This window comes from Hymenobacter norwichensis DSM 15439, from assembly GCF_000420705.1.
In the GTDB taxonomy this organism is placed as follows: Bacteria; Bacteroidota; Bacteroidia; order Cytophagales; family Hymenobacteraceae; genus Hymenobacter; species Hymenobacter norwichensis.
This window is the reverse complement of sequence record NZ_ATVL01000007.1, coordinates 1,115,538-1,138,655: the sequence shown is the minus strand read 5'-3', so window position 1 is coordinate 1,138,655 and position 23,118 is coordinate 1,115,538. Positions and strand designations below refer to the sequence as shown.

General features: G+C 53.9%; 16 protein-coding genes. 12 read left to right on the top strand and 4 right to left on the bottom strand.

Translation table 11 applies throughout. The features are described from left to right. Positions 1–19 precede the first annotated feature (19 nt). Positions 20–613, top strand: a complete 594-nt coding sequence (locus tag G536_RS0110960) for a glutathione peroxidase (protein WP_022823644.1) — start codon at positions 20–22, stop codon at positions 611–613. Between the two features lie 78 nt (positions 614–691). Here the strand turns inward: G536_RS0110960 and G536_RS0110955 are convergent, their stop codons facing one another. Next, complete coding sequence (locus G536_RS0110955; protein ID WP_022823643.1) at positions 692–1,423, bottom strand: DUF92 domain-containing protein; 732 nt, start codon at positions 1,421–1,423, stop codon at positions 692–694. A gap of 70 nt (positions 1,424–1,493) precedes the next feature. Beyond that, a complete protein-coding gene (locus G536_RS0110950) occupies positions 1,494–2,711 on the bottom strand; it encodes a DUF4861 domain-containing protein (RefSeq protein ID WP_022823642.1) in 1,218 nt (405 codons plus the stop codon). Between the two features lie 395 nt (positions 2,712–3,106). Between G536_RS0110950 and G536_RS0110945 the strand changes: the two genes are divergently transcribed. The 4 genes from G536_RS0110945 to tssD all read left to right on the top strand — a co-directional run bounded on the left by G536_RS0110945 (position 3,107) and on the right by tssD (position 7,583). Continuing rightward, positions 3,107–5,626: a T9SS type A sorting domain-containing protein gene (locus G536_RS0110945; RefSeq protein ID WP_157530556.1), complete on the top strand. Its 2,520-nt coding sequence runs from the start codon at positions 3,107–3,109 to the stop codon at positions 5,624–5,626. An 825-nt stretch (positions 5,627–6,451) separates the two neighbouring features. Beyond that, positions 6,452–6,874, top strand: a complete 423-nt coding sequence (locus tag G536_RS0110935; RefSeq protein WP_022823639.1) for an element excision factor XisH family protein — start codon at positions 6,452–6,454, stop codon at positions 6,872–6,874. Then, positions 6,862–7,176: an element excision factor XisI family protein gene (locus tag G536_RS0110930; protein ID WP_022823638.1), complete on the top strand. Its 315-nt coding sequence runs from the start codon at positions 6,862–6,864 to the stop codon at positions 7,174–7,176. The genes G536_RS0110935 and G536_RS0110930 overlap by 13 nt, the downstream gene beginning before the upstream one ends. 2 nt (positions 7,177–7,178) lie before the next feature. Continuing rightward, positions 7,179–7,583, top strand: a complete 405-nt coding sequence (tssD, locus tag G536_RS27445) for a type VI secretion system tube protein TssD (protein ID WP_033369802.1) — start codon at positions 7,179–7,181, stop codon at positions 7,581–7,583. Between the two features lie 531 nt (positions 7,584–8,114). On the opposite strand, the gene G536_RS0110920 is transcribed toward tssD, so the two are convergent. Further along, positions 8,115–10,001 carry a CHRD domain-containing protein gene (locus tag G536_RS0110920; RefSeq protein ID WP_022823636.1) on the bottom strand — a complete coding sequence of 629 codons (1,887 nt, stop codon included), beginning with the start codon at positions 9,999–10,001 and terminating at the stop codon, positions 8,115–8,117. Positions 10,002–10,204: 203 nt separating this feature from the next. Between G536_RS0110920 and G536_RS0110915 the strand changes: the two genes are divergently transcribed. Together G536_RS0110915 and G536_RS30585 are read left to right on the top strand one after the other, a co-directional pair. Next, positions 10,205–10,681: a nucleoside deaminase gene (locus G536_RS0110915; RefSeq protein WP_022823635.1), complete on the top strand. Its 477-nt coding sequence runs from the start codon at positions 10,205–10,207 to the stop codon at positions 10,679–10,681. Positions 10,682–11,034: 353 nt separating this feature from the next. Continuing rightward, positions 11,035–15,234: an Ig-like domain-containing protein gene (locus G536_RS30585; protein WP_022823634.1), complete on the top strand. Its 4,200-nt coding sequence runs from the start codon at positions 11,035–11,037 to the stop codon at positions 15,232–15,234. Between the two features lie 154 nt (positions 15,235–15,388). On the opposite strand, the gene ffh is transcribed toward G536_RS30585, so the two are convergent. Beyond that, on the bottom strand, positions 15,389–16,747 hold the full coding sequence (gene ffh / locus G536_RS0110905; protein WP_022823633.1) for a signal recognition particle protein: 1,359 nt from the start codon (positions 16,745–16,747) through the stop codon (positions 15,389–15,391). Positions 16,748–17,032: 285 nt separating this feature from the next. On the opposite strand from ffh, the gene G536_RS0110900 reads away from it, so the two are divergent. The 5 genes from G536_RS0110900 (at position 17,033) to pseG (ending at position 23,058) form a co-directional block, all read left to right on the top strand. Continuing rightward, positions 17,033–18,340 carry a glycosyltransferase family 4 protein gene (locus G536_RS0110900; protein ID WP_022823632.1) on the top strand — a complete coding sequence of 436 codons (1,308 nt, stop codon included), beginning with the start codon at positions 17,033–17,035 and terminating at the stop codon, positions 18,338–18,340. A gap of 153 nt (positions 18,341–18,493) precedes the next feature. Further along, positions 18,494–19,513, top strand: a complete 1,020-nt coding sequence (gene pseB / locus G536_RS0110895; RefSeq protein WP_022823631.1) for a UDP-N-acetylglucosamine 4,6-dehydratase (inverting) — start codon at positions 18,494–18,496, stop codon at positions 19,511–19,513. Positions 19,514–19,603: 90 nt separating this feature from the next. Then, positions 19,604–20,779: a UDP-4-amino-4,6-dideoxy-N-acetyl-beta-L-altrosamine transaminase gene (gene pseC, locus G536_RS0110890; RefSeq protein ID WP_022823630.1), complete on the top strand. Its 1,176-nt coding sequence runs from the start codon at positions 19,604–19,606 to the stop codon at positions 20,777–20,779. A gap of 61 nt (positions 20,780–20,840) precedes the next feature. After that, positions 20,841–21,566, top strand: coding sequence for a cytidylyltransferase domain-containing protein (locus tag G536_RS0110885; RefSeq protein WP_022823629.1), 726 nt, complete (start codon positions 20,841–20,843; stop codon positions 21,564–21,566). A gap of 1 nt (position 21,567) precedes the next feature. After that, positions 21,568–23,058 (top strand): UDP-2,4-diacetamido-2,4,6-trideoxy-beta-L-altropyranose hydrolase, encoded by a 1,491-nt coding sequence (pseG, locus tag G536_RS27435; RefSeq protein WP_071837686.1) that lies wholly within the window; start codon positions 21,568–21,570, stop codon positions 23,056–23,058. Positions 23,059–23,118: the final 60 nt, after the last annotated feature.

Here is a 23,118-nt window from a genome sequence, read left to right as displayed (position 1 = left end):
TCGTACTCAACTCCACCTCATGGCCACTTTTCGCCAGAAATTTTTGAAGCTGCTTTACCCACTTATTATGCGTCTTTCAGGCTCAGGAAGCCGGGGCCAAGTGCTGGAAAACAAGCAAGCCAAACCGGCCATAACCCCATTTTACAACTTGGCCAGCCAACTCAACAACGGCCAGAACTTGTCTTTCTCAGATTTGAAAGGCAAGAAAGTGTTGCTGGTGAATACAGCTTCTAACTGCGGCTATACCAACCAGTACGAAGAATTACAGCAGCTTTCCGAGCAATATGCTGGCGAACTAGTGATATTGGGCTTTCCAGCCAACGACTTCGCCGAGCAGGAAAAGGCCGACGACCACGCTATTCAGGAATTTTGCCAGGTAAACTTTGGCGTGTCGTTTCCGCTGATGAAAAAAAGCGTGGTGGTGAAGAAGGACGAGCAGCACCCCGTGTACCGCTGGCTCACTCAAACCGCCCAAAACGGCTGGAACGAGCAGGCTCCGGTCTGGAACTTCTCGAAGTACTTGGTAAACGAAAATGGCCGCCTAACGCACTACTTCGGTCCGGCCGTCTCACCACTCAGCGACACCGTAACCCAGCACCTTACCCGCTCCTAAGCTGGTACCACAGCAAGCCAGCGGCAGCTTTACGGATGAGCTACTATCTACGTGTTTAGTTTGCAGCCAACAGTATTATCAGTAGCCGCGGCCGTGAAGCAAGCCGAAAGCTGCCGCCGTACAGGCTCCAGCCAAAGTATTGAGCATATTCACCACGTTGTTTGAGAGCCGGCCCTGTCGTTCAAGGGTGGCCCCAAGCAACGAATCCACTAGGTTGCCAACCGTGCCGGCTACGGGCAGCCACCACAACCATGGCCCCCAGTTCTGTCCCGCACAGTAGACCAGCGCAAGCAGGGTACTACCCGCCGCTCCCAGCAGAGTACCTTCCAGGCTAACCACTCCGTTTTCGCCGCGCTTATCGGGCCGAAGCGTGAGGACGTTGACGTAGCGGCTGCCGTAAATGTTGCCTAGCTCAGAAGCCAGGGTGTCGGCGGTGGCGGCGGCAAAGCTACCGGCCAGCATCAGCTTACCAAGAGAAGCAAATTCCGGAAACAGCCAGCTTAGCAACGCCAGTACCCCGGCTACTCCAGCATTGGCCAGCACCTGCCCAGCCGTACGGCGGCCTTTGTTTTCTTCGGCCAGCCCCAGTCGGCGCTTGTCGGCTACCCGCCACGCCGAAGCCGCTGTGCCCAGCCCAAAAAACAAACCGAGTAAAGCAAGACCCAGGTAGCCCGTGCCGAGAAAAACAAGTAGCCCAAGGACGCCTCCCAGCCATGCCCCAGCTGGCGTAAGCTTACGCGCCCACAGGCTATACCCCATGCCCGCCCCCAGCAGCAGAAGCACCGGCGCAACATGAAAAAAGAAGGTCATGGCCGGACCTGAAGTTGCACTACCGCAGGGCTATGCGCAAGGCCGTTTTTAGCACACATCATTTTGCTGCTTAATAGGTTACTTCTAATGGCGAAGCCAGCCGCTTGGCATAGTTAGCCAAATACTGGTCCCATTCGGCGGCGGTTTTGAACTGGTTGCTTTTAGTCCAGCCAAAGCCGGCATAATACACCAGTTTGTTTTCCTTTGGCGTAGCTACTACTAGTAAGTGGCTTTGCTCTTTGGCTTTGGTACGGTGGTCTTTCCACGTTTGTATTTGGCTGGGTGCTAGTACTACACCAGTCCCTACAAACGCATCGTCCATGGGCTCCCAGTAACGGAACCAGCCCTGCTTGGGCTCGCCCTTCACTTCGCCTAGCACGCCTTTGGGCTCGGCGTGCAACGTAGTGCCAATAGTAACGTTGGGCAATGGTTTATCGGCGGATATTCGCTCTTCGAAGCGCGTTAGATTCGAGCCCAGGTCGATGCTGAGCATTTTCTTCTCCGTGACGGTGCGGCCACCTGCCTGCCAGGGAGCGTAGCTCAACTCAAACAGCGTACGGATGGGACCGTTGGCCAGCGTTTTATAGCCCGTAAAGTTTCGCGATACATACAGCGAATCATTTTCCCAAATGCCAATGCCCGCAAAGCCCCGGCTGTCGCCCACGTGATAAGGGTCGTAGCCTTCGCCGTGGTCTTTGTGGTAGTAGCCGGCTTCTTTTACGTGGCCGGCATACCATTTGTCGATGATGGGATACGGCACGCGTTTCAGCCAGCAGTCCATGCCACTGGTGAGCGTGCCGCCGGGCTGCTTGGCTACCACTAAGCGCTCGGCCTCGGGCCCGTACGTGCGAAAGGCTACCCGGTCGTTTTCCCAGGTGTAGTCGTCGATGCGCTCAGGAACCAGGCGGGCAAAAGTAGTATAAGGGCTTTTCGGTTGCTGGGCGGCTCCGTTAGCAGCACCGGTTACAGTGAACTTCTGAGTGGCCTTGGCCGGAATATCGATCTGAAACAACAACTCATCCATGGCGCCGTCGCCATTGTTATCTATAGCCTGGCTAACCAGCGCCTTACCGCGGGCATCCTTCACCAGCAGATTAGTAGGACCGTATTTCCTGACTAATACGGTGAGCTGGGCGGCCGGAATACTGATGGTTTCAGAGAGGCGGTGCAGAGCCAGCTTGTTGCGGACCGTTACCGTTTTGCTGTTGGGTGCCGGGGCAGTTGCACCAAGCAAGGTGGCGGATAACAGTAGGGCTGGGGCAGCGCCGGAACGAAAAGGAAAGCGCATAAGCAAAAGACGAATAGCGTGGATAAGGTGCAAAGTAGAAGGTAACTTCCAACTAACCTTACCTGCCTTCCTAAGCAAGTCAGCTTTTACGTGCGCATGTGCTTCTATGCTATACGCTTCACCCTAATTGCCTTAGCATGCTAGGCAACTCCTCTCGATAGTGCTATGCGCCATCAGCTCAGAAAGCTATAGCAGAGCAGGATATCAATATAACTATCTGATGCCTCGATGCTTAAATGTTCCACAATCACTCTTGAATAGCAGTAAAATGCAAACAAATAAAAATAATATAGTAAAACGCTAGGAGTTGTGAATTATTCCAAGCTAACTTTATACTTCTCTTTTATCATTGCCAAGATATCTGCTCTCGCGTCCACCTACTGCTATTTCATCCAGTGTTAAATTCTTCCAGTTTTTCCCTTGCTGCCGTACGGCGGCGGCTTTTTCTGTGCCTGCTCCTCTTAGGTACCTATGATGGTTGGAGCCAGCCTACCAACTCTGGCGTTGCCCCGGTTCTTGTTACCGTAACGGCTCGATACCGCCAACTCCCAGCCGCAACTACTGTTCAGTTCGAAGAATTGAAGTATGGCAAAACGGCCGGCTTTATTTTCACTAAAGACGACGGGGAAGCAACCGACACCAGCGTTGTCATGCCCGTTTTGAATGGCGGCCGAGCCTCGAACGGGGTTACGTACCCCGGTGCCTACTACACCGATGGAGCGGGGCTCCCAGTGAAGTTTCATTACACTTTCGCCGTTAATACAGCTACTATCAACGCTAACTGGCGCTCATACGCCAAAGCGCTGGCCAAAGGCGACAACCTCGCTAACCATTCACACCTGCACGGCAACGCCTATAACGCATGGCGGGCCATCAAAGACCCTGAAAAGGCGGCTTTCGATAAGTTGGGAATTCGTATGCGCACCCTAGTTATTCCGGCTGACTTTGCTGGCTATACGGCTAACTCTATCTATTTGGGGTACAAATTCATTGGCTCTACGTTTGCGGCCAATGCCATTGATGGTTATACAGCCGATATTCAATGGAACGACAAACTGCGCATAGCCACCTTCAACCCAAACCGCATTCTGGCTAGCCGCGCCAATTTAGATGGCAAATGGATGGAGCCTGGTCAGCCAACTATCCGATTTTTCATCGACGACTTGTTGGCGCAAAGCTCAAACGGGGTTAAGCTGATTGGGCACGCGTTTTCTCACGGCCCCGGCACCACGGAAATAGATGGCTTCAAGCGCTTTACGGATTACCTGCTAACCCATCCTAACAACAACGACCGGGTATGGCTGGCGGGGCAACAGGAGGTGATGGAATACTACGAAGTCCGAGACTATTTCCTGACTAATCCCAGTCGGATAAGCAAGGTGGTAACTGGCAACGTAGTGACGTACACCTTCGATACCTCGGGCTTGCCGGCCGAGGGTCTACTGCGCGACTTTTGCCTGCGCTTGCCTACTACCGATTTGACTAGTGTAACCGTCAGTGGGGCTGATACGGCGTCTTACAACCTCAACACTGGGCTGGTGAACGTATATCTGAAAAACAGAACGGTCAAAAACCCACGTATCGATACGGTTCCACCCCAGATTCTTACCGCGCTGGCCTCCCCCACCGACCCCAAGGTTATTGACCTGGTATACAGCAAGAGCGTAAGCCAAACGGCAGCGGGCTTTTCAGTGGCGAGCAATACGCTGACGCAGCTTACGGGCAGCAATCAAAAATGGCAGTTGCATTTGCTCAACGACTGGCAGCCGACCCAAACAATAACGTACTCGCTACAAGCCGGCGACGCACTGGAAACAGGCACGGCCGCTGGCAAAGTATGCAGCCATTTGGGATACTTTGTATCGAGAGAAGAAGTGGATGCTGATTCTACTGATAATAGCCGGCCCCTGCACTTTCGGAACTACCTCTGGCAAAACCTAGATGGCACGTACACCAATAAAGGTACTGCCCCATATCAGCAAACCATTGCCACAGAAACCATAGCAGCCGGACAAGTTGCCCGCGTTTACTGGCGCAAATCTGCAACAGATGGCCTGGCCCTAGGTGTGGCTACCACCGCCGATGCGCACGAAGCACTGGGCATGACTGGTATCGAGGCAGGTATCATGTTTGCCAGCGAAAACCTGCGTTTAGTTAATAAAGGAGTAGACAGCTACAATGGCTCACCCATTGCGGCCTACTATGGCCTGTTGCGCAAAGCTGACGGCACCATCATCCTGCAAACCAGTTCAGATGGCATAACGTGGGTGAATGGCTCGGCTTTCTCGCTCTCATCCACCGCGAAGCTGTATGTAGTGGCGGCTTTACGGGGAAATTTAAATGCTTCGCCCCTCACACAGCCCAGAATCGATTTGCTAGGCCCCATAGTAGGAAGCCCCTTGCCAGTAACGCTGAGCAGCTTTGCCGCCACCCGGCACGCAGATGGGGTAGCCGTACGCTGGCGCACGGCTTCGGAAACCAATAACGCGTACTTCGAGGTGCAATACGCAGCGGCTGGGCAAGCATTTCGGACGGTTGCCACCGTGGCGGGCCAGGGACAAAGTACGCAGCAGCGTAGCTATCAGGTATTACACTACCCACCGGCGGGCCTGAGCTACTACCGGCTCCGGCAAGTGGACAATGATGGAACAGCCACCTTTTCTGCGGTGGCCACCGTCGCCGCCAACCTGGAAGTAAGTTTATTTCCCAACCCGGCCTATACCCACCTAACCTTGGTGGCACCAGCTGGTACTACCAGCTACCGGGTTCGTAACTTATTAGGCGAAGCAGTACTTCAGGGTCCGATGCCGGCTGGCACCGTAGAACTGGACGTGAGCCACCTTCCGAACAGCATCTACCAGATAGAAGTGCTTACAGATGCAGGCCGCACAACCCGTAAGTTCATCAAAGAGTAACCGGTTGGCCGTCGATGGAAACGTGCAACAGCTTGTAGATGAGCACAACCTGCGGAAGTAGTTGAATCACTCACTTAGCAGATTTGCAGTTAGAAGTTTAGGTTAGTAGAAAGACCTGGGCTTACCAGGCACGAGGCATTCTGCTCCGACCAATTTTAAGAGGGCATATGCGCTAGGCCAGCCTAGGTAATGCGCCGGTGTGGTACTACTTAGTTTTCTTCAACACTAAGCAACACAAGTATTGGCAATAAAAAAGGGCAGTCCACAAGACCGCCCCTTTTCCACAACCAAAACACCTAATCACAAAAAAGCCCCTATACGTAGCGTATGAGGGGTTTATTTTTGCAAATCCTGACCTCTAACCCTGGAAAATCCTGACCTCTTGGCTATCTTCGTGTACACTCCGAATACTCCACGAATAGCACAAAATGGCTACTATCAACGCATTCACCAAGCCAAAAGACAGGGACAAGAAAAAGAAGCTCCTGTATGTCATCCTCAGACATGGGAAAACTGAGGTATTGAAGAGCACAGGGGAATTCATTCAGGACTCTGAGCTAAAGAAAGGAGCCATCCGTGAATGCAAACTAGATGGTCAAACTGATTAAGAGGCGTGTACTTGAAAATACGGATGTAGGCCTTATTGCTGGTGTAAGCATTAAGGTCGGTTGATTCAGAAAGCTTTTTGGAAGACATAGTAACAGGATTAAGCTGCAAATCACTAACGCCTATACAGACCCGGCTCAGTGCCGGGTTTTTACATTTTAGAGCTAGCTGATTATTACTATCTTCACTAACCTATTTGACTCACTTTATATAGTTTATATGGCTCAGCAAGACCGGGACCATCATATTGTTATACAGGCACTCAAGGCCGCTGGCTGGACAGTAACCCATCCTCAGGGTATTGCAACCAGATTCGCTGGGAAACGCGGAACCGTTGACATAGGTGCAGAAATCTATGAAGCAGAGAAAGGAAACAGAAAGATTGCTGTTGAGGTTAAGAACTATCCACCGACTGGCAACGGTGTAATGGGTGACTTTCAGCGCAACGTTGGGCAGCACCTGATGTACAAAGAATGGTTTGAGGAAAACGAGCCAGACCGAGAGGTTTATACAGCCGTACCCAAGGCCACCTACGATGGCTTTTTATCCAATCAGGAATCCCAACGTTTTCTGAAAAAGCACGAAATCAAAATGTTTACGTACAACCCAGAGTCTCAAACGCTTGACAAATGGATAGATTAGCCAATTACCGCCAAATCATTTCAGACTACCTCCGGGAACAAGCTAACGTGCCGTACCCGACAACGGTAAACCTGAAATCTTTAGCTGTCATTGACAGTGACCAGTTTCTGTTGCTCACAATTGGGGAGCACAAGGGAGAACAGGTACATTCAACCGATGTACACATTACCATACAGGAGGATAAGGTTCTCTTGCTGGTAGACAACACCGATTGGGATGTTTTAGCCGAGTTGGAAGCCCGAGGTATCGCAAAGGATGACCTGGTTGACGCAACTCAAACCCTGGAACTTGTTAACTCCTAATTATGAGCTTCAAAGCTGTTTTTAAATTGAGTGGTGGAGAGGCGGAAGGACATGAGGTCATCTTCTGCCGCTATAGCTTCAACCAAGCAGTTAATAATGTGGGACAGCCTAATTCCGTAGTGCGCCACACTAGGATGAACGTCACCATCATTGGTACCGGCAACGATAAGGAACTTCTAGCCTGGATGCTTGACCCGTACCAGCAAAAATCAGGGTCCCTCACCTTTTACCGCAATGATGTGGAAGCTGTATTCAAGACCCTCAGCTTTGAAAATGCTTATTGCACGATTCTGAAGGATAAATTTGATGCTACTGGTAGCACCAAGGACAGCAGCCTCGTCACGCAACTCGTCATCAGTTACGAGAAGTTGAACGTGAACGGCGTTGAATACGCAGCCAACTGGTAACGCAGAATTGGAATTAGATAGCGAACCGGCCACACCAGCCGGTTTTTGCGTTTTGGGGCCACTGGTGACACTTCCAGGGCTTCAAGGTCCAATCACTTGCCTCCTATCTAAACGTTGAATACAAGAGACCTGTTTTTCAAGAAGTTTTCAGGGTTACTTTTCAAGCAATCCAAGGTAAACCCAAAATTGGTGAGGTCAAGATGCGCGCGCTTAGAGGTCAGGATTTGACCGAATTCCTGACCTCAAAACGCTAAAAATCCTGATCTCTGAGTACCCAAGAAACCCTTTGAAAGGCTCAAAAACGCCGTTTCCAAGTAACTGGCCGCAAATAATAAAGGACGCCCCATAGGAGCGCCCCTTATCCACAACCAAAACACCTAAAAAAGTATTCTTTCTGCTAAAAACGTGTACAACTACCGCGCCAAAAAGCCCAAGTAGACGCTGTGAAAGAAACTTAATTAGAAAATAACTAGCTGCTGGCAACAGCCGGTTATTAATAAAGTAGTTGACTATACTCTGATGGCTCTTCCGTTACTCTTTCACCATGCGGCTGACTAGCCGGGAGCCAGCAATTTCTATCGTTACCAGATAAACTCCGGCCGAAACGCCACCTAAATCAAGCTGCGGCTGATTGACTCCAACCTTAACGGGAAGGGCCCGTGTAGCCACTGTGCGGCCCACTAAGTCAGCTACCTTAACGGAGGCAGTGCCAGCTACCCGCGAATCGAAGGATAGGGTAACAGCATCTTGAAATGGATTCGGATAGTAACCGAACGATTCAGCAACGAGCACGGCAGGTTGGGTGCTGAGCACAATAGCTAGGTCGCGGGCACCGCGGAACACTTGGCCACGGATTTCGCCGGACGGGTAGAGTGCGGTGTGAATGTTGGCGTAGATACTGTCGCGGCGGAACTGCAAGGCACGGCGGGCAGTGAAGGGCGCGGCAGTATTAGGTGCCACATTACCCGTCGGTTGCCAGAAGCCCTCGGCCGAAATGGCGGTGTTGCCGGCAGGCGTGTAAAATGGGCTCAGTTCGAACACTACTGGCCCACCTTGGTTGCGCAGCCCTGTATGGAAGTGCCCGCCCGTAACCGGGCCACTTAGGCCACCCCATGCCATGCTAAAATGCACATTGCTCTGGTCACGGTCCATGCTGACAAAGCCGGAACCGTAGGCAGTGCTGGCATTGGGCGTAGGCCGCTCTTGACTGCCGTTCATTGAGAAGGTATATCCTTCGCGGGCCAACCGGTACACCTGCCCCCGGATTTCGCCGTTCGGGTTGGCTGCCGTATTTAGCACGAAATTCACCCCGCCCGTCAGAAACAAATTAACCAAGTCCGACGACAAGTTGGTAAAGTTCACGCTGATAGCCGCCGGGGCTCCTACCAGTGACAGGTTGGCCAGCAAATCGGCGGCTGTATTGGCCTGGCCCAGTTCTTTGACAAAAATACTAAGGCTGGTTGGGGCGGCACTCAGGCCGGTGTGAGCCAAAGACACTTGTAAAGTATCGAAGGTAGCGTTAAGCCGACCAAAAGCTACTGCTTTGGCAGTAGTTGTTACGGTGGGTACCATCTGGGTCCCGTCGAGGCGGGCATCGTGGCCGAGGTGGCGCACCTGCCGCACCAATTGACCCCTGATTTCACCACCCGGATTAGCAGCCGTATGAATATTGACGTACACCTGCCCGCTAGCCAGCGCTGCCAGCACTGTGGCGTTGGGCGTTAGTTCGCCCTCAATTACGTTGCCGCTCACGTAGGTCAGCAAGCTTTGGATAACGCCACCAGCTACGCCGGGCAACCCTTGGTGAAAATGAGCATCGGTAATGGCGCCGCTTAATCCGGTAGCTACCACCCGAAACTTCATCTTGTCCTGGGCTTGAGTTAGATTAAACGTGCCAATACCCACAGCATTGGTTATAACAGCAGGTACTTCGTTGGCACCCAAAAGAACAGCTATATAATGCTCGTCTTTTTCCAATTCAATCTGCCCCCTGATTTCACCGGTGGGGTTAGCAGCGGTGTGAACGTTCAGGTAGTAGCCGCCGCGTAGGTAGCGGTCCAGTTTACCTCGGTCGATATCGGACCCAGTGAGGAAGCCTTGAATGCGGTTGCCCCGAATAAACCGAAACAAATCTGTTACCACTGGTCCCGATACGCCCCGGAACCCAAGGTGCGTATGTGCCATTGTAATAGGACCGCTAAGGCCACTGAAAGCGCCGGAAATAAACAGCGTATCCCGCGTGGAATTCAGCGTGAAGCTCACAGCTCCGCGTGCTGCCGTTGTGACGGCCGGTACCTCTTGACCACCATTAAGTGTGGCACCTAGCAGCAGATGTGCCCGTAGATGATCGGCCTGCGAAGGAAGGCTGAACAGCAGGATCAACAAGCCGGCCAGCAAATGCGTAAGTTTTTGATGCATAGTACTATGAAGATGGGATTTGAAATATGCCAGGCTTCCGTCTGGCAACTGGACTGTACTTTCTACTACTCCTGGTTTCTAAATATGTTTAGATTATTATATTTTATTTCCAGTCTTCCGAACACGATTGCTAGCAGTTGTAAGGCGTACTTTGTGGTTTTGCCCGTACAGGCAATGATCTGCCACTTTATTTCCCCATCAGCATGGAAGCACCCAACCCCGACTTCATGCGCGAAGCCATTCGCCTGTCCATCGAAAAAATGCAAGCCGGTTACGGCGGTCCGTTTGGGGCCGTGATTGTGAAAGATGGCGCTATCATTGCCCGCGGCTTCAACCAAGTAACTAGTACTAACGACCCTACTTGCCATGCCGAGGTAGATGCTATCCGGAAAGCCTGCGCCACGCTAGGCACGTTTCAGCTGGACGGCTGCGACCTGTACACTTCCTGTGAACCTTGCCCGATGTGCCTCGGCGCCATTTACTGGGCCCGCCCAAGGCGCGTGTTCTATGGCAATACCAAGCAGGATGCTGCCGACGCCGGCTTCGACGACCAGTTTATTTATGATGAAATAGAGAAGCCTTTGGAGGAACGCCGGATTAGTATGATAGAACTATTGCGAGATGAGTCGAAACAAGGCTTTGAAGCTTGGCACTTACAGCAAGACCGAACCAACTACTAGCCAAAATACAATATATTCAAGCGTCCTATTACTGCTCAGGTTATTGAGCAGCAATAGGACGCTTGTGTTTATCAGGCCGTTGGTATACCAATACAACATATTTAAAAACTTAATAGGATTAAACTATTGTATTTTTTTGTTTAAATACCTTTTTCACTATAATACAGCTATACTGGCTTAAAAATTACAAAGTGCAATTTGACAGATACTGACAGGCGCATATATTTGTTTTGAGGGCTAGTGCTGCTGCTGTTATTATGGCGAACATAGAGGAGTATATTATTGTATAATTCTCCGCTCAAAGAGCACACTAGCTCTATTTCCTATCCGCGTTTCAAATCCAACTACTCCACATGAAAACACTTTTTCCCTCATTTCAGCAGGCTGGTATCTGGCTGGCTAAGCCCGTCCGACTATTGTTGCCGGCAACCCTTTTATTTGGTGCCACCCAGCAGGCGTATGCGCAGTTTCCGCGAAACGAGACCTTCAAAAATGCCTCGGCCCCTAATTTTACTATCAGCGGAGCAGCCCGCCTGACTGGTACTGGCCAAACAGGCAACGACGCAGTTGGTCAAGGCTACCTACGGCTAACTAGCGCCGCCACCGACCAAGCGGGTTCCATCATCGACAATGTAGGCTTTGATGCACCGGATGGATTTACTATTTCCTTTGAATTTTTTGCCTACGGTGGTAGCGGAGCGGATGGCTTCAGTGTATTTCTGGTAGACGAAGCCGGTCAGCCAGCCAGCGGCTTCCGCATTGGCGCATCGGGCGGTTCATTAGGCTACGCCCAGAAAACCAATGCGCCGGCGTCACCAGGTGTTTCACGCGGCTACATCGGTATTGGCATCGATGAGTTCGGCAACTTTGCCAACCCTACCGAAGGCCGCAATGGCGGGCCCGGCTTCACGCCCGATGCTATTTCTATCCGAGGAGCCGGCGACGGTTCGAGCACCACTGACTACCCTTATTTAACTGGCACGGCACTTAACCAACTGGGTTTCAGCCTGGATGTACCCACTACCCGTGCTCAGAGCGGCTCCGCTGACTATCGGCGGGCATTCATCGACGTGGTACCTACCGGCTCGGGTAGCACCCGCACTTACCGCATAACAGTCCGCATACAGCATGGTAGTGTGGTTACTACCACTGTTGATAACGTAACGGTTAGCACACCGCCCGACCGGCTCCGCCTAGGCTTTTCGGGCTCGACAGGCAGCCTGACTAACGTGCACGAAATCCGGAACCTGAACATCGTGCAGGCGCCTTTCGCCAACGACGACCTAGCCGCCACGCGCTACGACCAGCCCATCACCATCAATGCTATCAGCAATGATATATTTCCGGGCACTGGTTTCCAGCCCAATTCTCTGGATCTAGATTTTGGCGCTCCTGGTATTCAAAGTACGTTCACAGTTTCAGGCAAGGGCACCTTTACCGTAGACCCAGCGGGGCAAGTAACGTTTCAACCTACTGGAAATTTTGCGGGTACCATCACTATTCCGTATACCGTCAACGACATTCTTAACCGGACAACCTCCACTTCCAGCCCGGGTAATATCACAGTTGTTGTACAGGGCGCTGATGTAGCAACCAGCATCACAGGACCTACCACTGCCAACCCTGGGTCCCGTATTACTTACAATGTAAATACCACCAATCTAGGCTCTATTACGGCTCAGAACGTGACGGCCACGTTGCAGCTTGCGCCTCGGCTGCCAGCCGGCAGCGTTACGCCATCCAGCGGAAGTTATGACGCCACTACGGGCCTGGTTACATTTGCTCCTGTTGCTAGCCTAGCCAGCGGCGACCCGCCTATTGCAAACTCGGTAACCCTTATAGTACCGGCCAATGGCACAATAACTGGCACCGCTGTTTCCGGCAACTCCATTCCCGACCCCGTTTCGGCCAACAACACAGCTGCTATTACTACCACAATCAGTGGTATTGCCAATGTAAGCACGGTCTGCGCCACCCCCGGCAAAGACGGTCCACTCACTGTTACCGGAACCAACCAAATCCTCAACACCTACTATGCCGGCAACCAAACGGTAACAGCGGGTAGCAGCACTATAAGCGTAAATACCACCACGCGCGGCGCAACCAACACTCTTGCTCCCGGCGACGTGGTATTGATTATGCAAATGCAGGGAGCCGACCTGAATACAGCTAATTCAAATGCCTACGGTGACGGAGTTACTGGCGGGGAGGCTAGTGGTAATTTAACCACCAACTTCACAGCCGGGAATTATGAGTATGCTACTGTTGAAAGCATTGCCACCTCAGGCAGCAACCTGACAATTACGCTTAATAAGGGGCTAGCATACGGATACGAAACTGTTGATTATGCCAACATTTCGGGCACGCAAACGGGGCAGCGTCGTTTCCAGGTTGTTCGGGTTCCTCAGTATGCCACTCTCACGTTCACGGCTGCTAGCACTGTAACTGGTCCTGCCTGGGATGGTAGCACTGGTGGTGTATTAGTGCTGGATGTAGCTGGTAAAACCATTTTCAATGGTAGTGGCTCTTCTCTGTCGATGACAGCGAAAGGATTCCGAGGCGGTGGCGCAAAGGGCTACGATGGCACGACGACAGCCTCAGCCTTCCGCAATATAGCAGCCACTACCCGTACGGGGGCTCACGGCTCAAAGGGCGAAGGCACGGCCGGTACTCCCCGGTATGTGTATGAAGGAGGCACTACCATAGTGAATACGGGCAACGAAGGCTATGTAAATGGCAGTACCGCACAAGGTGCCCCTGGCAATGCAGGCGGCGGCGCTACATCTTTAACTCCTACTTCCAACAATGGCAACGCAGGCGGTGCTGGTGGTGCCAATGCCGGAAAAGGCGGTATTGGGGGCTGGGGTGCAGGCAGTGGCAACAACAATACGGGTAGTGGAGCGCAGGCATCAGGAGGCGCAAGCTTTGATGGTACCTCTGCACGGCTAGTAATGGGCGGCGGCGGTGGCGCAGGCTCCACTAATGCAACTATCGTTTCTGGTACAGAATACTTTAGCAGCGGTGGCATTGGCGGCGGTATCATTTTCTTACGTACAGGCTCCGTGACAGGTACGGCCAGTATAGAAGCCAACGGGGGAAATGCGCCGGGTGCCGGCACCCTACCGGAAGGCGGCGGCGGCGGCGGCGCAGGCGGTACAGTGGTACTGTTAGCCACTCCACCGAGCGGCATAGCAGCCGGCCTGGATGGCTTGACGGTGAGAGCACAGGGCGGCAGAGGCGGCGACGCCCAAACCAACACAAACAGCTCTGTTGGACCGGGTGGCGGTGGTGGCGGTGGCTTCATCTTCGCTAACTCGGCCCTTGCTTCTTCCTCTATAGCGGCTGGTGCCCGTGGCGGTACCAATACTAACAGCCGGGCCTTTGGAGCAGCCGCGGGAAATGCGGGTAGTTCCTCTACTACCACCAGTGCCTCTATCCCAAATACTATTGCCGGTGCTGGCAATTGCTTACCGATGCTCACGGTTGCTTTGCGTACCGAAACGCCGCGCCGAAACCGAGTAGGCGCACCGGGTAGTGCCGTCTATCCGGCCATGTACACTCTAACCGTTTCCAATACAGGCGGTATTGCCACTGACTTGACCCTCTTTACCAGCCTGACTGACAATATTTTCAGTTTTGACAACACTTTCACTCCTGAAGTAACACTGACGCTGGCTGATAATACGTCAAGCACACCTACAGACTTCACAGTGAGCAGCGGCGGTAGTACCCCTTCTTTCAACCTAGCTACCCTACCAGCAGGAGCATCGGCAAGTATTACCTTCCGCGCGACTATTGCAGCCACGGCCAACGACAACTTTGCGTATCAAGCCAGTGCTGGTGTAAGCTACACCAATCCGTTGCGTGCTCTGGCTAGTTCCACTATTCAGCCTGGCGGCAATTATTACTCCGATGATACCAGCTACGGCGCCGCAGGCGGCAGCAATTACACAGGCACTAATCCTAGCAATACGGCCGAGGATGTGATGATTGCCCGGCCACTACCCGTCGAGCTAAAGCATTTTGAAGTTGCAGCGAAAGGCTTGAACGCAGAATTGATGTGGGCCACCGCCAGTGAGTTGCAAAACGACCGTTTCGAGGTAGAACGCAGCCTAGATGGCCGTAGCTTCGAGCAGATTGGTACAGTGCAGGGGCAAGGCACAACCACCCGTGAAACCGCTTACCGGTACACAGACGGCAACGCTGCTCGTGTATCACTGAGACCAATCTACTACCGGTTGCGGCAGGTGGACCGCGACGGTTCCAGTAGTTACTCCCCGGTTCGGATGGTACGGTTCACGCAGGGCGCCAAAGCCGCCATTGCCCTCTACCCTAACCCGCACAGCGGCAGCGCTACCCTCGACCTGACAAGCCTACCTGTAGCCGACTACCGCGTAGAAATACTAGATCTAGCCGGTCGTCAGCTTGGAAAGTTTGAGTTGAAAGGCGGCCTACAGCATCCGTTAGATTTGCATTCGCTGCCGCTCGGCTCCTACATCATCCGGGTGCAAAGTGCCGAAACGATTATTACGCTGCCTATGATTCGCAACTAACCTTCCGGTACACTTCCCTCAACACAAAACGCCCCCGCAAGTAGTTGCGGGGGCGTTTTGCATTCCAGTGCTACCAGACGGCATCTATCCAAACAAACCGGCCCGGACACTCACATAGCGTCCGGGCCGGTTTGTATTTCAGGGAAGGAGAAAGCTAGAATTTGCCGCCAGCTTTGCCCATGCCACCCATCATGCGGGCCATTTGCTGCATACCGCCTTTCGTCTGGCTCATCTTGTTCATGGTGCGCATCATTTTACGCATGTCCTCGAACTGCTTCATCAGGTTATTCACCTGCTGAATGTCCGTGCCGGAGCCTTTGGCAAGGCGCTTCCGGCGCGAACCGCTGAGTACATCGGGGTTGGCGCGCTCGAAAGGCGTCATGCTCTTGATGATGCTTTCGATTGGCTTGAAGGCATCGTCGTCGATTTCCACGTCTTTGATGGCCTTGCTCATGCCGGGAATCATGCCTACCAAGTCCTTCAGGTTGCCCATCTTCTTGATCTGCTCCAGTTGGGACAGGAAGTCGTCGAAGTTGAACTGGTTTTTGCGGATCTTCTGGTTGATACGCTTGGCTTCGTCTTCATCGAACTGCTGCTGCGCGCGCTCTACCAGCGAAATTACGTCGCCCATGCCCAGGATCCGCTGCGCCATCCGGTCGGGATAGAACATGTCCAGCGCCTCCATCTTCTCACCCGTCGAGATGAACTTGATGGGTTTTTCAACCACGGCCCGGATGCTGAGGGCCGCGCCACCGCGGGAGTCACCATCGAGCTTGGTGAGTACCACGCCGTCGAAGTTCAGTCGGTCGTTGAAGGTTTTGGCGGTGTTTACGGCGTCCTGGCCGGTCATCGAGTCCACCACGAACAGGGTTTCCGACGGATTAATAGCACGCTTGACGGCCTCAATCTCATTCATCATCTGCTCGTCCACGGCCAAGCGGCCGGCGGTGTCGATGATAACAACCTTCTTGTTGTTTTTGCGGGCATACTCAATGGCGTTCCGCGAAATGTCCACCGGGTTCTTGTTCTCCACCTCGGCGTACACCTCCACCCCAATTTGCTCGCCCAGCACTTGCAGCTGGTTGATAGCCGCCGGACGGTACACGTCGCAGGCCACCAGCAGCACGGTGCGGTTTTGCTTCTTGATGAACGAGGCCAGCTTACCGGCAAACGTAGTTTTGCCCGAGCCCTGCAAGCCCGAGAGCAGTACCACGGCTGGGTCACCCTTGATAACAATATCCTTTTTGTCGCCACCCATGAGCTGGGTTAGCTCGTCGTAGACGATTTTGGTCATGAGCTGGCCCGGCGACACGGCGGTCAGCACGTCGCGGCCCATGGCCTCGTCCTTGATTTTGTCGGTGACTTCCTTGGCCACCTTGTAGTTGACGTCGGCATCAACGAGGGCGCGGCGGATTTCCTTGATGGTAGCCGCTACGTTGATTTCGGTGATGCTGCCTTGGCCCTTAAGGGTTTTAAAGGCTTTATCGAGCTTGGTACTGAGGTTATCAAACATCGGTTGATGCGCTACTTATTGATTTAGTGCATTGCTGCTGAGGTGCTTGCGCATCTTGTTGCAGCTTAATTATTTTCTTGGGTTTTCGAGGTATCGAATAGTCTTCAACCCACCTGAAAACTTTACTTGCTACTCTCTGATTCAGTGGCTGCCGGTTGGCCGCTTCCGTATCCGCTAGCTTGTTGAGCTGAACAGCTACTAGGTCTAGCCTTCAAAAGTAACCAGAAAACCCCGAAAGGCCGCATCTGTGTACCTTCGCACTTTCACGCTTCCTGTTCTGCTCCCGTGCCCGACCGTCCGCTCCGCCTGCTTGTCATTACCTATTACTGGCCACCCTCTGGAGGTGCGGGCGTACAACGGAGCCTGAAGTTTGTGAAGCACCTACCCACGCTGGGTGTCGAGCCCACGGTGATTACCGTAGACCCGGAGCACGGCGCGTATCCCGTGCTCGACCACTCGCTGGCTGCCGAAATACCCTCTAGCGTCCGCGTGATTCGGACAGGCACTTCCGAGCCATTTGGGAGCTACAAGAAACTGACTGGCCGGCAGCAGATTCCGTACGGTGGTTTCGCCAACGAAAGCAAAACTAGCCTAGTGCAGCGAGCCTTCAAATTTGTGCGAGGCAACCTGTTTATTCCGGATGCCCGGCGCGGCTGGAACGCTCACGCCCTACAGGCCGTAGCCGACCTGGTAGCGCAGGGTGAGCAGTTTGATGCTATACTCACCAGCTCGCCGCCGCATTCCTCGCAGCTGATTGGCCTGGAGTTGAAACGCCGCTACGGTTGGCGCTGGTTGGCCGATTTGCGGGACCCTTGGACCGATATTTACTACAAAGCCGAGCTGAACCAGACCGCGCCGGCCCGCTGGCTCGATGCCCGCTACGAGCGGCAAGTGCTAGAGCAAGCCGACATTGTGCTGACGACCAGTGCTGATACCAAACGGCTATTCCTGGGCAAATCAGGGAAACTACAAGCCGCTAAATTCCATGTACTGCCCAACGGCTACGACGAAAGTGACTTCCAACTTCCCTCCTGCCCGCCTACCGATGCGCTGCTACTCACGCACACCGGCACCATTTCCGAAACCTACCACATCGAGCTGCTGCTAAGCGCCGTAGCCGAGTGCCGCCGCCGCCACCCCGAGGTGCCGTTGCGGCTACGCTTTGTGGGCAAAGTAGCCGATGGCGTACAGCGCCAGCTCACTGCCATTGGCCTCAATGACGCCACCGAGCTGCTACCTTTCGTGCCCCATGATGAATCCGTAGGCTATCTGCTACGCTCCACGGTGCTGCTGATGGCCATTCCAGACGTGGCCCACAACTTTGGTATCCTGCCGGGCAAAGTGTTCGAATACCTGGCCGCCAACAAGCCCATTATCTGTGTAGGTCCGACTGGCTCCGATGCCGATAATTTGCTACAAGAGTGCGGTGCCGGCCGCGCCTGGCCTTACGACGCCTACGAGGATATGCTGGAGTACCTGGAAACCTTAGTGGCGCAGTGGCAAGTGAATCCCAACCTCGACTTGCCGGCCCTTAGCCACACCCGCTATTCTCGCCGCTCCCTCACTGAGCAGCTAGTGAAGCTGTTGCGGTGAGTGGTTCTATAGCAGCCACTCCGTCTTAGTCTCTCTACCCGCAGAATCTGGCTTTCTGCACTACGCAATACCCTTACCTTTGCGCCCGGTGACTCCAGCGTCTGGCGCTTTCTTCCTGTCACCTCCCAGCTTCAGTCTTCTAGCTTCTTTTCAATGGCTCTCGACCTCAATCATAAATCTATTTTGGTAACCGGCGGCACCGGTTCGTTCGGTAAGCAGTTCGTACAGACCGTGTTCGAGAAATTTCCGCAGGTGCGGCGGCTGGTGGTGTACTCGCGCGACGAACTGAAGCAGTACGAAATGTCGCAGACGTTTCCGCAGGCCAAGTACCCGGCTATCCGCTACTTCATTGGTGATGTGCGCGACGGGGAGCGGCTGAAACGGGCCTGTGAAGGGGTAGATATTATAGTGCACGCCGCGGCGCTCAAGCAAGTACCCGCCGCCGAGTACAACCCCATGGAGTGCATCAAAACCAACATCTTCGGGGCCGAAAACGTGATAAACGCCGCCCTAGACTGCGGCGTGAAGGAAGTAGTAGCCCTAAGCACCGATAAAGCCGCGGCCCCCATCAACCTGTACGGCGCCACCAAACTCTGCTCCGATAAGCTGTTTGTGGCCGCCAACAACATGAAAGGCGCCCGTGACCTGCGCTTTTCGGTGGTGCGCTACGGCAACGTCATCGGCTCCCGCGGCTCGGTGGTGCCGTTTTTCCTGCAACAGCGCCATTCCGGGGTGCTGCCTATCACCCACCCCGACATGACCCGCTTCAACATTTCGCTGGAAGAAGGCGTTGATTTGGTGCTCTACGCACTGGAACACAGCTGGGGCGGCGAGATTTTCGTGCCTAAGATTCCAAGCTACAAAATTACGGAAGTAGCCGAAGCCATTGGCCCGAACTGCCGGCAGGAAATCGTGGGCATCCGGCCCGGCGAGAAGCTGCATGAAGAAATGATAACCGAAACCGACGCACTGAGCACCATCGAGCTCGACAGGTACTACGTTATTCTGCCCTCTACGCCCCAGTGGAGTGTGGATGAGTTCGTCGCGCATTTTGGCGGCAAGCGCATGCCGCTAGGCTTCCACTACGATTCGGCCAACAACGACCATTGGCTGAATGCCGAGCAGATCCGCGAGGAAATCCGGCTGCACGTAGATGCCGACTTTGAAGTGTAATCAGCTCATCTAGCTATTAGTAAGCCGCTGTATTCGATGAGTGCAGCGGCTTTTTTATAAATTCCCTGCCATAAGTCTTATTCTTGCTACATGTCTTTCCAGCCCACTCACCCTATTGCCTACGGCCGCCAGCACATCACCGAAGCCGACGTGCAAGCTGTGGTAGCAACGCTGCATTCCGACTATCTCACGCAAGGCCCAAAGGTGGGCGAGTTCGAAGAGAAGTTTGCCGCCTACATCGGGGCGAAATACGCCGTGGCGGTTAGCAACGGCACGGCGGCGCTACACTTGTGCGCACTGGCGCTGGGGGTGCAACCGGGGCAGCGAATTATTACCACGCCCATCACCTTTGCTGCCTCGGCCAACTGCGTGCGCTACTGCGGCGGCGAAGTACATTTCGCCGACATTGACCCGGCTACCGCCCTCATTGATTTGAAGGCCGTACGCCAACTACTGGAAAGCCACCCCGAAGGCTATTTCCAAGGCTTAATTCCGGTAGATTTCGCTGGTCTACCCGTGAACATGGAAGAGGCCCGTAAGCTGGCTGACGAGTTTGGGCTCTGGATTATCGAGGACTCCTGTCACGCGCCGGGTGGCTTCTTCACCGACTCGCAGGGCCGGGAGCAGCGCTGCGGCAACGGGCAATTTGCTGATCTAGCTATCTTCAGTTTCCACCCCGTCAAGCACATTGCCACCGGCGAAGGCGGTATGATTACCACCAACCGGGAGGATTTGTACCAGGAGCTACTAAAGCTGCGTACCCACGGCATCACCAAAGACCCCGCCCAAATGACCCGCAACGACGGTGGCTGGTACATGGAAATGCAGGAGTTGGGCTACAACTACCGTATGCCCGACATGCTGTGCGCGCTAGGTATCAGCCAGCTTAGCCGCGCTGAAGAGGGCATCACACGCCGCCGTGCGCTGGCCGCACGCTATGATGCTGCCTTCGCTAACATGCCCACCGTGCGCCCACTAGTGGGTGCGCCTGGTCATGCTTACCACTTGTACGTTGTTCAGGTGGCTGACCGCAAAGGCCTATATGATTACCTCCGAACCAAGGAAATCTATGCGCAGGTGCACTATATACCAGTGCATACCATGCCGTATTACCAAGGACTGGGTTGGAAACTTGGAGACTTTCCCTTGGCGGAAGAATATTACGCACACTGTTTAAGCATTCCGCTGTTTCCTAGCCTTACAGACGAAGAGCAAGAATACGTAATCAGCTGCATCCAAGCTTTTCTATCAGAAGCAGGCAAGTAGTAGCGCCATACTCCTGGCTGATTGCGGAAGTCATTTCTTCACTCATTCATTTATTTACCCCTTGAAGAAAGTCGGCATTATCTCGCAGGCGCGCATGACCAGCACCCGATTGCCGGGCAAGGTACTACGCGTAATAGCGGGCCAACCGTTGTTGCATTATCACACCAGTCGGTTACAAGCCAGCGGGCTGCCGGTTTATCTGGCAGTAACAAATAATACCACCGACGATGTCTTGGCTGATTTTGCGGCAACTAACCATATACCCTGCACCCGCGGCGACGAGCAGGATGTGCTAAGCCGTTATCAGCAATGCGTCACCACTCACAACTTAGATATTATCGTGCGTGTGACGTCGGACTGCCCCTTGCTGGACGGCGAGCTGATTGCCAGCAGCGTGCGTGCTTACGTGCAGGCCAACAACCCACGTTTATACCTGTCTAATGTACTGGAACGCAGCTTTCCGCGCGGACTAGATTTCGAGATTTTCTCGCGCGAACTACTAGAAGAAGCTTTTCAACTGGCTACTCTACCTTCTGATCGGGAGCATGTAACGCCCTACATCCACCAGAACCGCTCGGGCCAAGTGCAATTCCAGCACATTGTACGCTCGGAAGATCGAAGTAACTACCGCCTTACAGTGGACACCGCCGAGGATTTCCAGCTAATTCAGGAACTCATTGAAAACTACCAGGCTAGCCAACTTACTATCAACGAACTAATTGCGCTGCTAGACACCCATCCCGAACTAGTTGCGCTGAATGCGCATATCGAACAGAAAAAAATCTGATATGCCCCTTCCCCGTCTGCTTTTACGCGCCGATGGCAACTCCCATATCGGGTTGGGGCACGTGATGCGGCTATTGGCCCTAACTGAAATAGTACGCGCTGAAGCCGCCGAATGCTTGTTTATGCTCCGTGAGCCGTCGGATGAACTCCGCAGGCAGCTAACCGAAGCCGGCTGCACCGTTATAGAAGTTCCGGTACAGCCACTGCCTGAAGAAGCGGTTTGGCTGGTGCGGCACGTGTTGCTAGCCACGGATATACTGGTTCTGGACGGCTATTCTTTCACGTATTCCTACCAGCACACGGTGCGGGCCGCCGTTGCCAGACTAGTGTACCTTGATGATTTACATAGCTTTCCGCTAGCCGCCGACTTGGTATTGAATCCGGCGGGCGGCATTCAGATCAACCAGTACGAGATGCGTCAACCGGGGGCACGGCTACTGGCTGGCCCCGCTTACGCGCCGCTGCGGACCGCTTTTCGGGAGGCCACTCAGCGGCCAGCCTCCATTTCCTCTTCTGATACGGTGCTGGTGTGCCTTGGCGGCGCCGACCCCACCCACCAAACCCGGCATGTAGCGGCAACCCTGTTGACATTGCCTTCAATAAGGGAGGTGCATGTAGTGGTAGGAAGTGCCTATCTGGGGTGGGAGGAATTACAGGCCTGGGGTACGCAACAGCCGCAGCTTATACTGCACCGCAACGTAGCCGCCCCCCAGTTAGTGGACTTGATGCGAACCTGTGGTGCGGCGGTGTGCTCACCCAGTACGGTAAGCTACGAGTACTGCGCGGCGGGCGGTGGCCTGCTGGCCTTGTTACAGGTTGCCGATAACCAACAGGATATCAATCAGTTTCTTTGCGATGCTGGTTTGGCGTTGCCTTACTCCGAAGCGCTAGTAGCGCTGGCCTCAGGAGCTGCCAGTGGGCTGGCCGTGAAGTTTCGGCAACGGCAGCGGCAGGTGTTCGATGGGTTGGCACCAGTGCGACTGCAACAAGAATTTCGGGCGCTACAGCTGCCAGCCCCACCGTTCTACCTCCGGCCCGCCCGGCCCTCCGATTCCAGCCAGCTTTTAAGCTGGACCAATGACCCCATTGTGCGGCAGCACTCGTTTAATCCCACTCCGGTCACTCGCACCCAGCACCAACAATGGTTTGCGGCCCGGCTCGCCGATAAGAATAGCCTGCTGCTACTGGCCGAAGATGGTGGCACCGGCAAGCCAGTTGGTTTGATTCGTTTTCAGGTTGAAGAAGATGAGGCTACGCTTAGCTACTTACTCGACGCCGCTTACCGGGGCCTGAAACTGGCGCCTCTGCTTTTGCTGGCCGGCACCCGCACGGTGCTACAGCATTTTCCGCGGCTGCGCCGGGTAATAGGCCATGTACAGCAAAGCAATACAGCTTCCATCAAATCATTCCAACACGCTGGCTTTCAGATCACCAATCAATTACCTGCTGCACCTGCGGGCTCCGTTACGTTCGTGTGGGAAGCCGCCGCATAGCCGCGCCAGTCACGAAGCTTGGTATGCTGAGCTGCTAGGCATGCCAAGCTTCGGTATGGT

Coding starts and splice junctions, on each gene's coding strand:
- G536_RS0110960 (WP_022823644.1), top strand. CDS start 20: ATGGCCACTTTTCGCCAGAAATTTTTGAAGCTGCTTTACCCACTTATT.
- G536_RS0110915 (WP_022823635.1), top strand. CDS start 10,205: ATGGAAGCACCCAACCCCGACTTCATGCGCGAAGCCATTCGCCTGTCC.
- pseC (WP_022823630.1), top strand. CDS start 19,604: ATGTCTTTCCAGCCCACTCACCCTATTGCCTACGGCCGCCAGCACATC.
- tssD (WP_033369802.1), top strand. CDS start 7,179: ATGAGCTTCAAAGCTGTTTTTAAATTGAGTGGTGGAGAGGCGGAAGGA.
- pseB (WP_022823631.1), top strand. CDS start 18,494: ATGGCTCTCGACCTCAATCATAAATCTATTTTGGTAACCGGCGGCACC.
- pseG (WP_071837686.1), top strand. CDS start 21,568: ATGCCCCTTCCCCGTCTGCTTTTACGCGCCGATGGCAACTCCCATATC.
- G536_RS0110955 (WP_022823643.1), bottom strand. CDS start 1,423: ATGACCTTCTTTTTTCATGTTGCGCCGGTGCTTCTGCTGCTGGGGGCG.
- G536_RS0110950 (WP_022823642.1), bottom strand. CDS start 2,711: ATGCGCTTTCCTTTTCGTTCCGGCGCTGCCCCAGCCCTACTGTTATCC.
- G536_RS30585 (WP_022823634.1), top strand. CDS start 11,035: ATGAAAACACTTTTTCCCTCATTTCAGCAGGCTGGTATCTGGCTGGCT.
- G536_RS0110930 (WP_022823638.1), top strand. CDS start 6,862: ATGGATAGATTAGCCAATTACCGCCAAATCATTTCAGACTACCTCCGG.
- G536_RS0110935 (WP_022823639.1), top strand. CDS start 6,452: ATGGCTCAGCAAGACCGGGACCATCATATTGTTATACAGGCACTCAAG.
- ffh (WP_022823633.1), bottom strand. CDS start 16,747: ATGTTTGATAACCTCAGTACCAAGCTCGATAAAGCCTTTAAAACCCTT.
- G536_RS0110920 (WP_022823636.1), bottom strand. CDS start 10,001: ATGCATCAAAAACTTACGCATTTGCTGGCCGGCTTGTTGATCCTGCTG.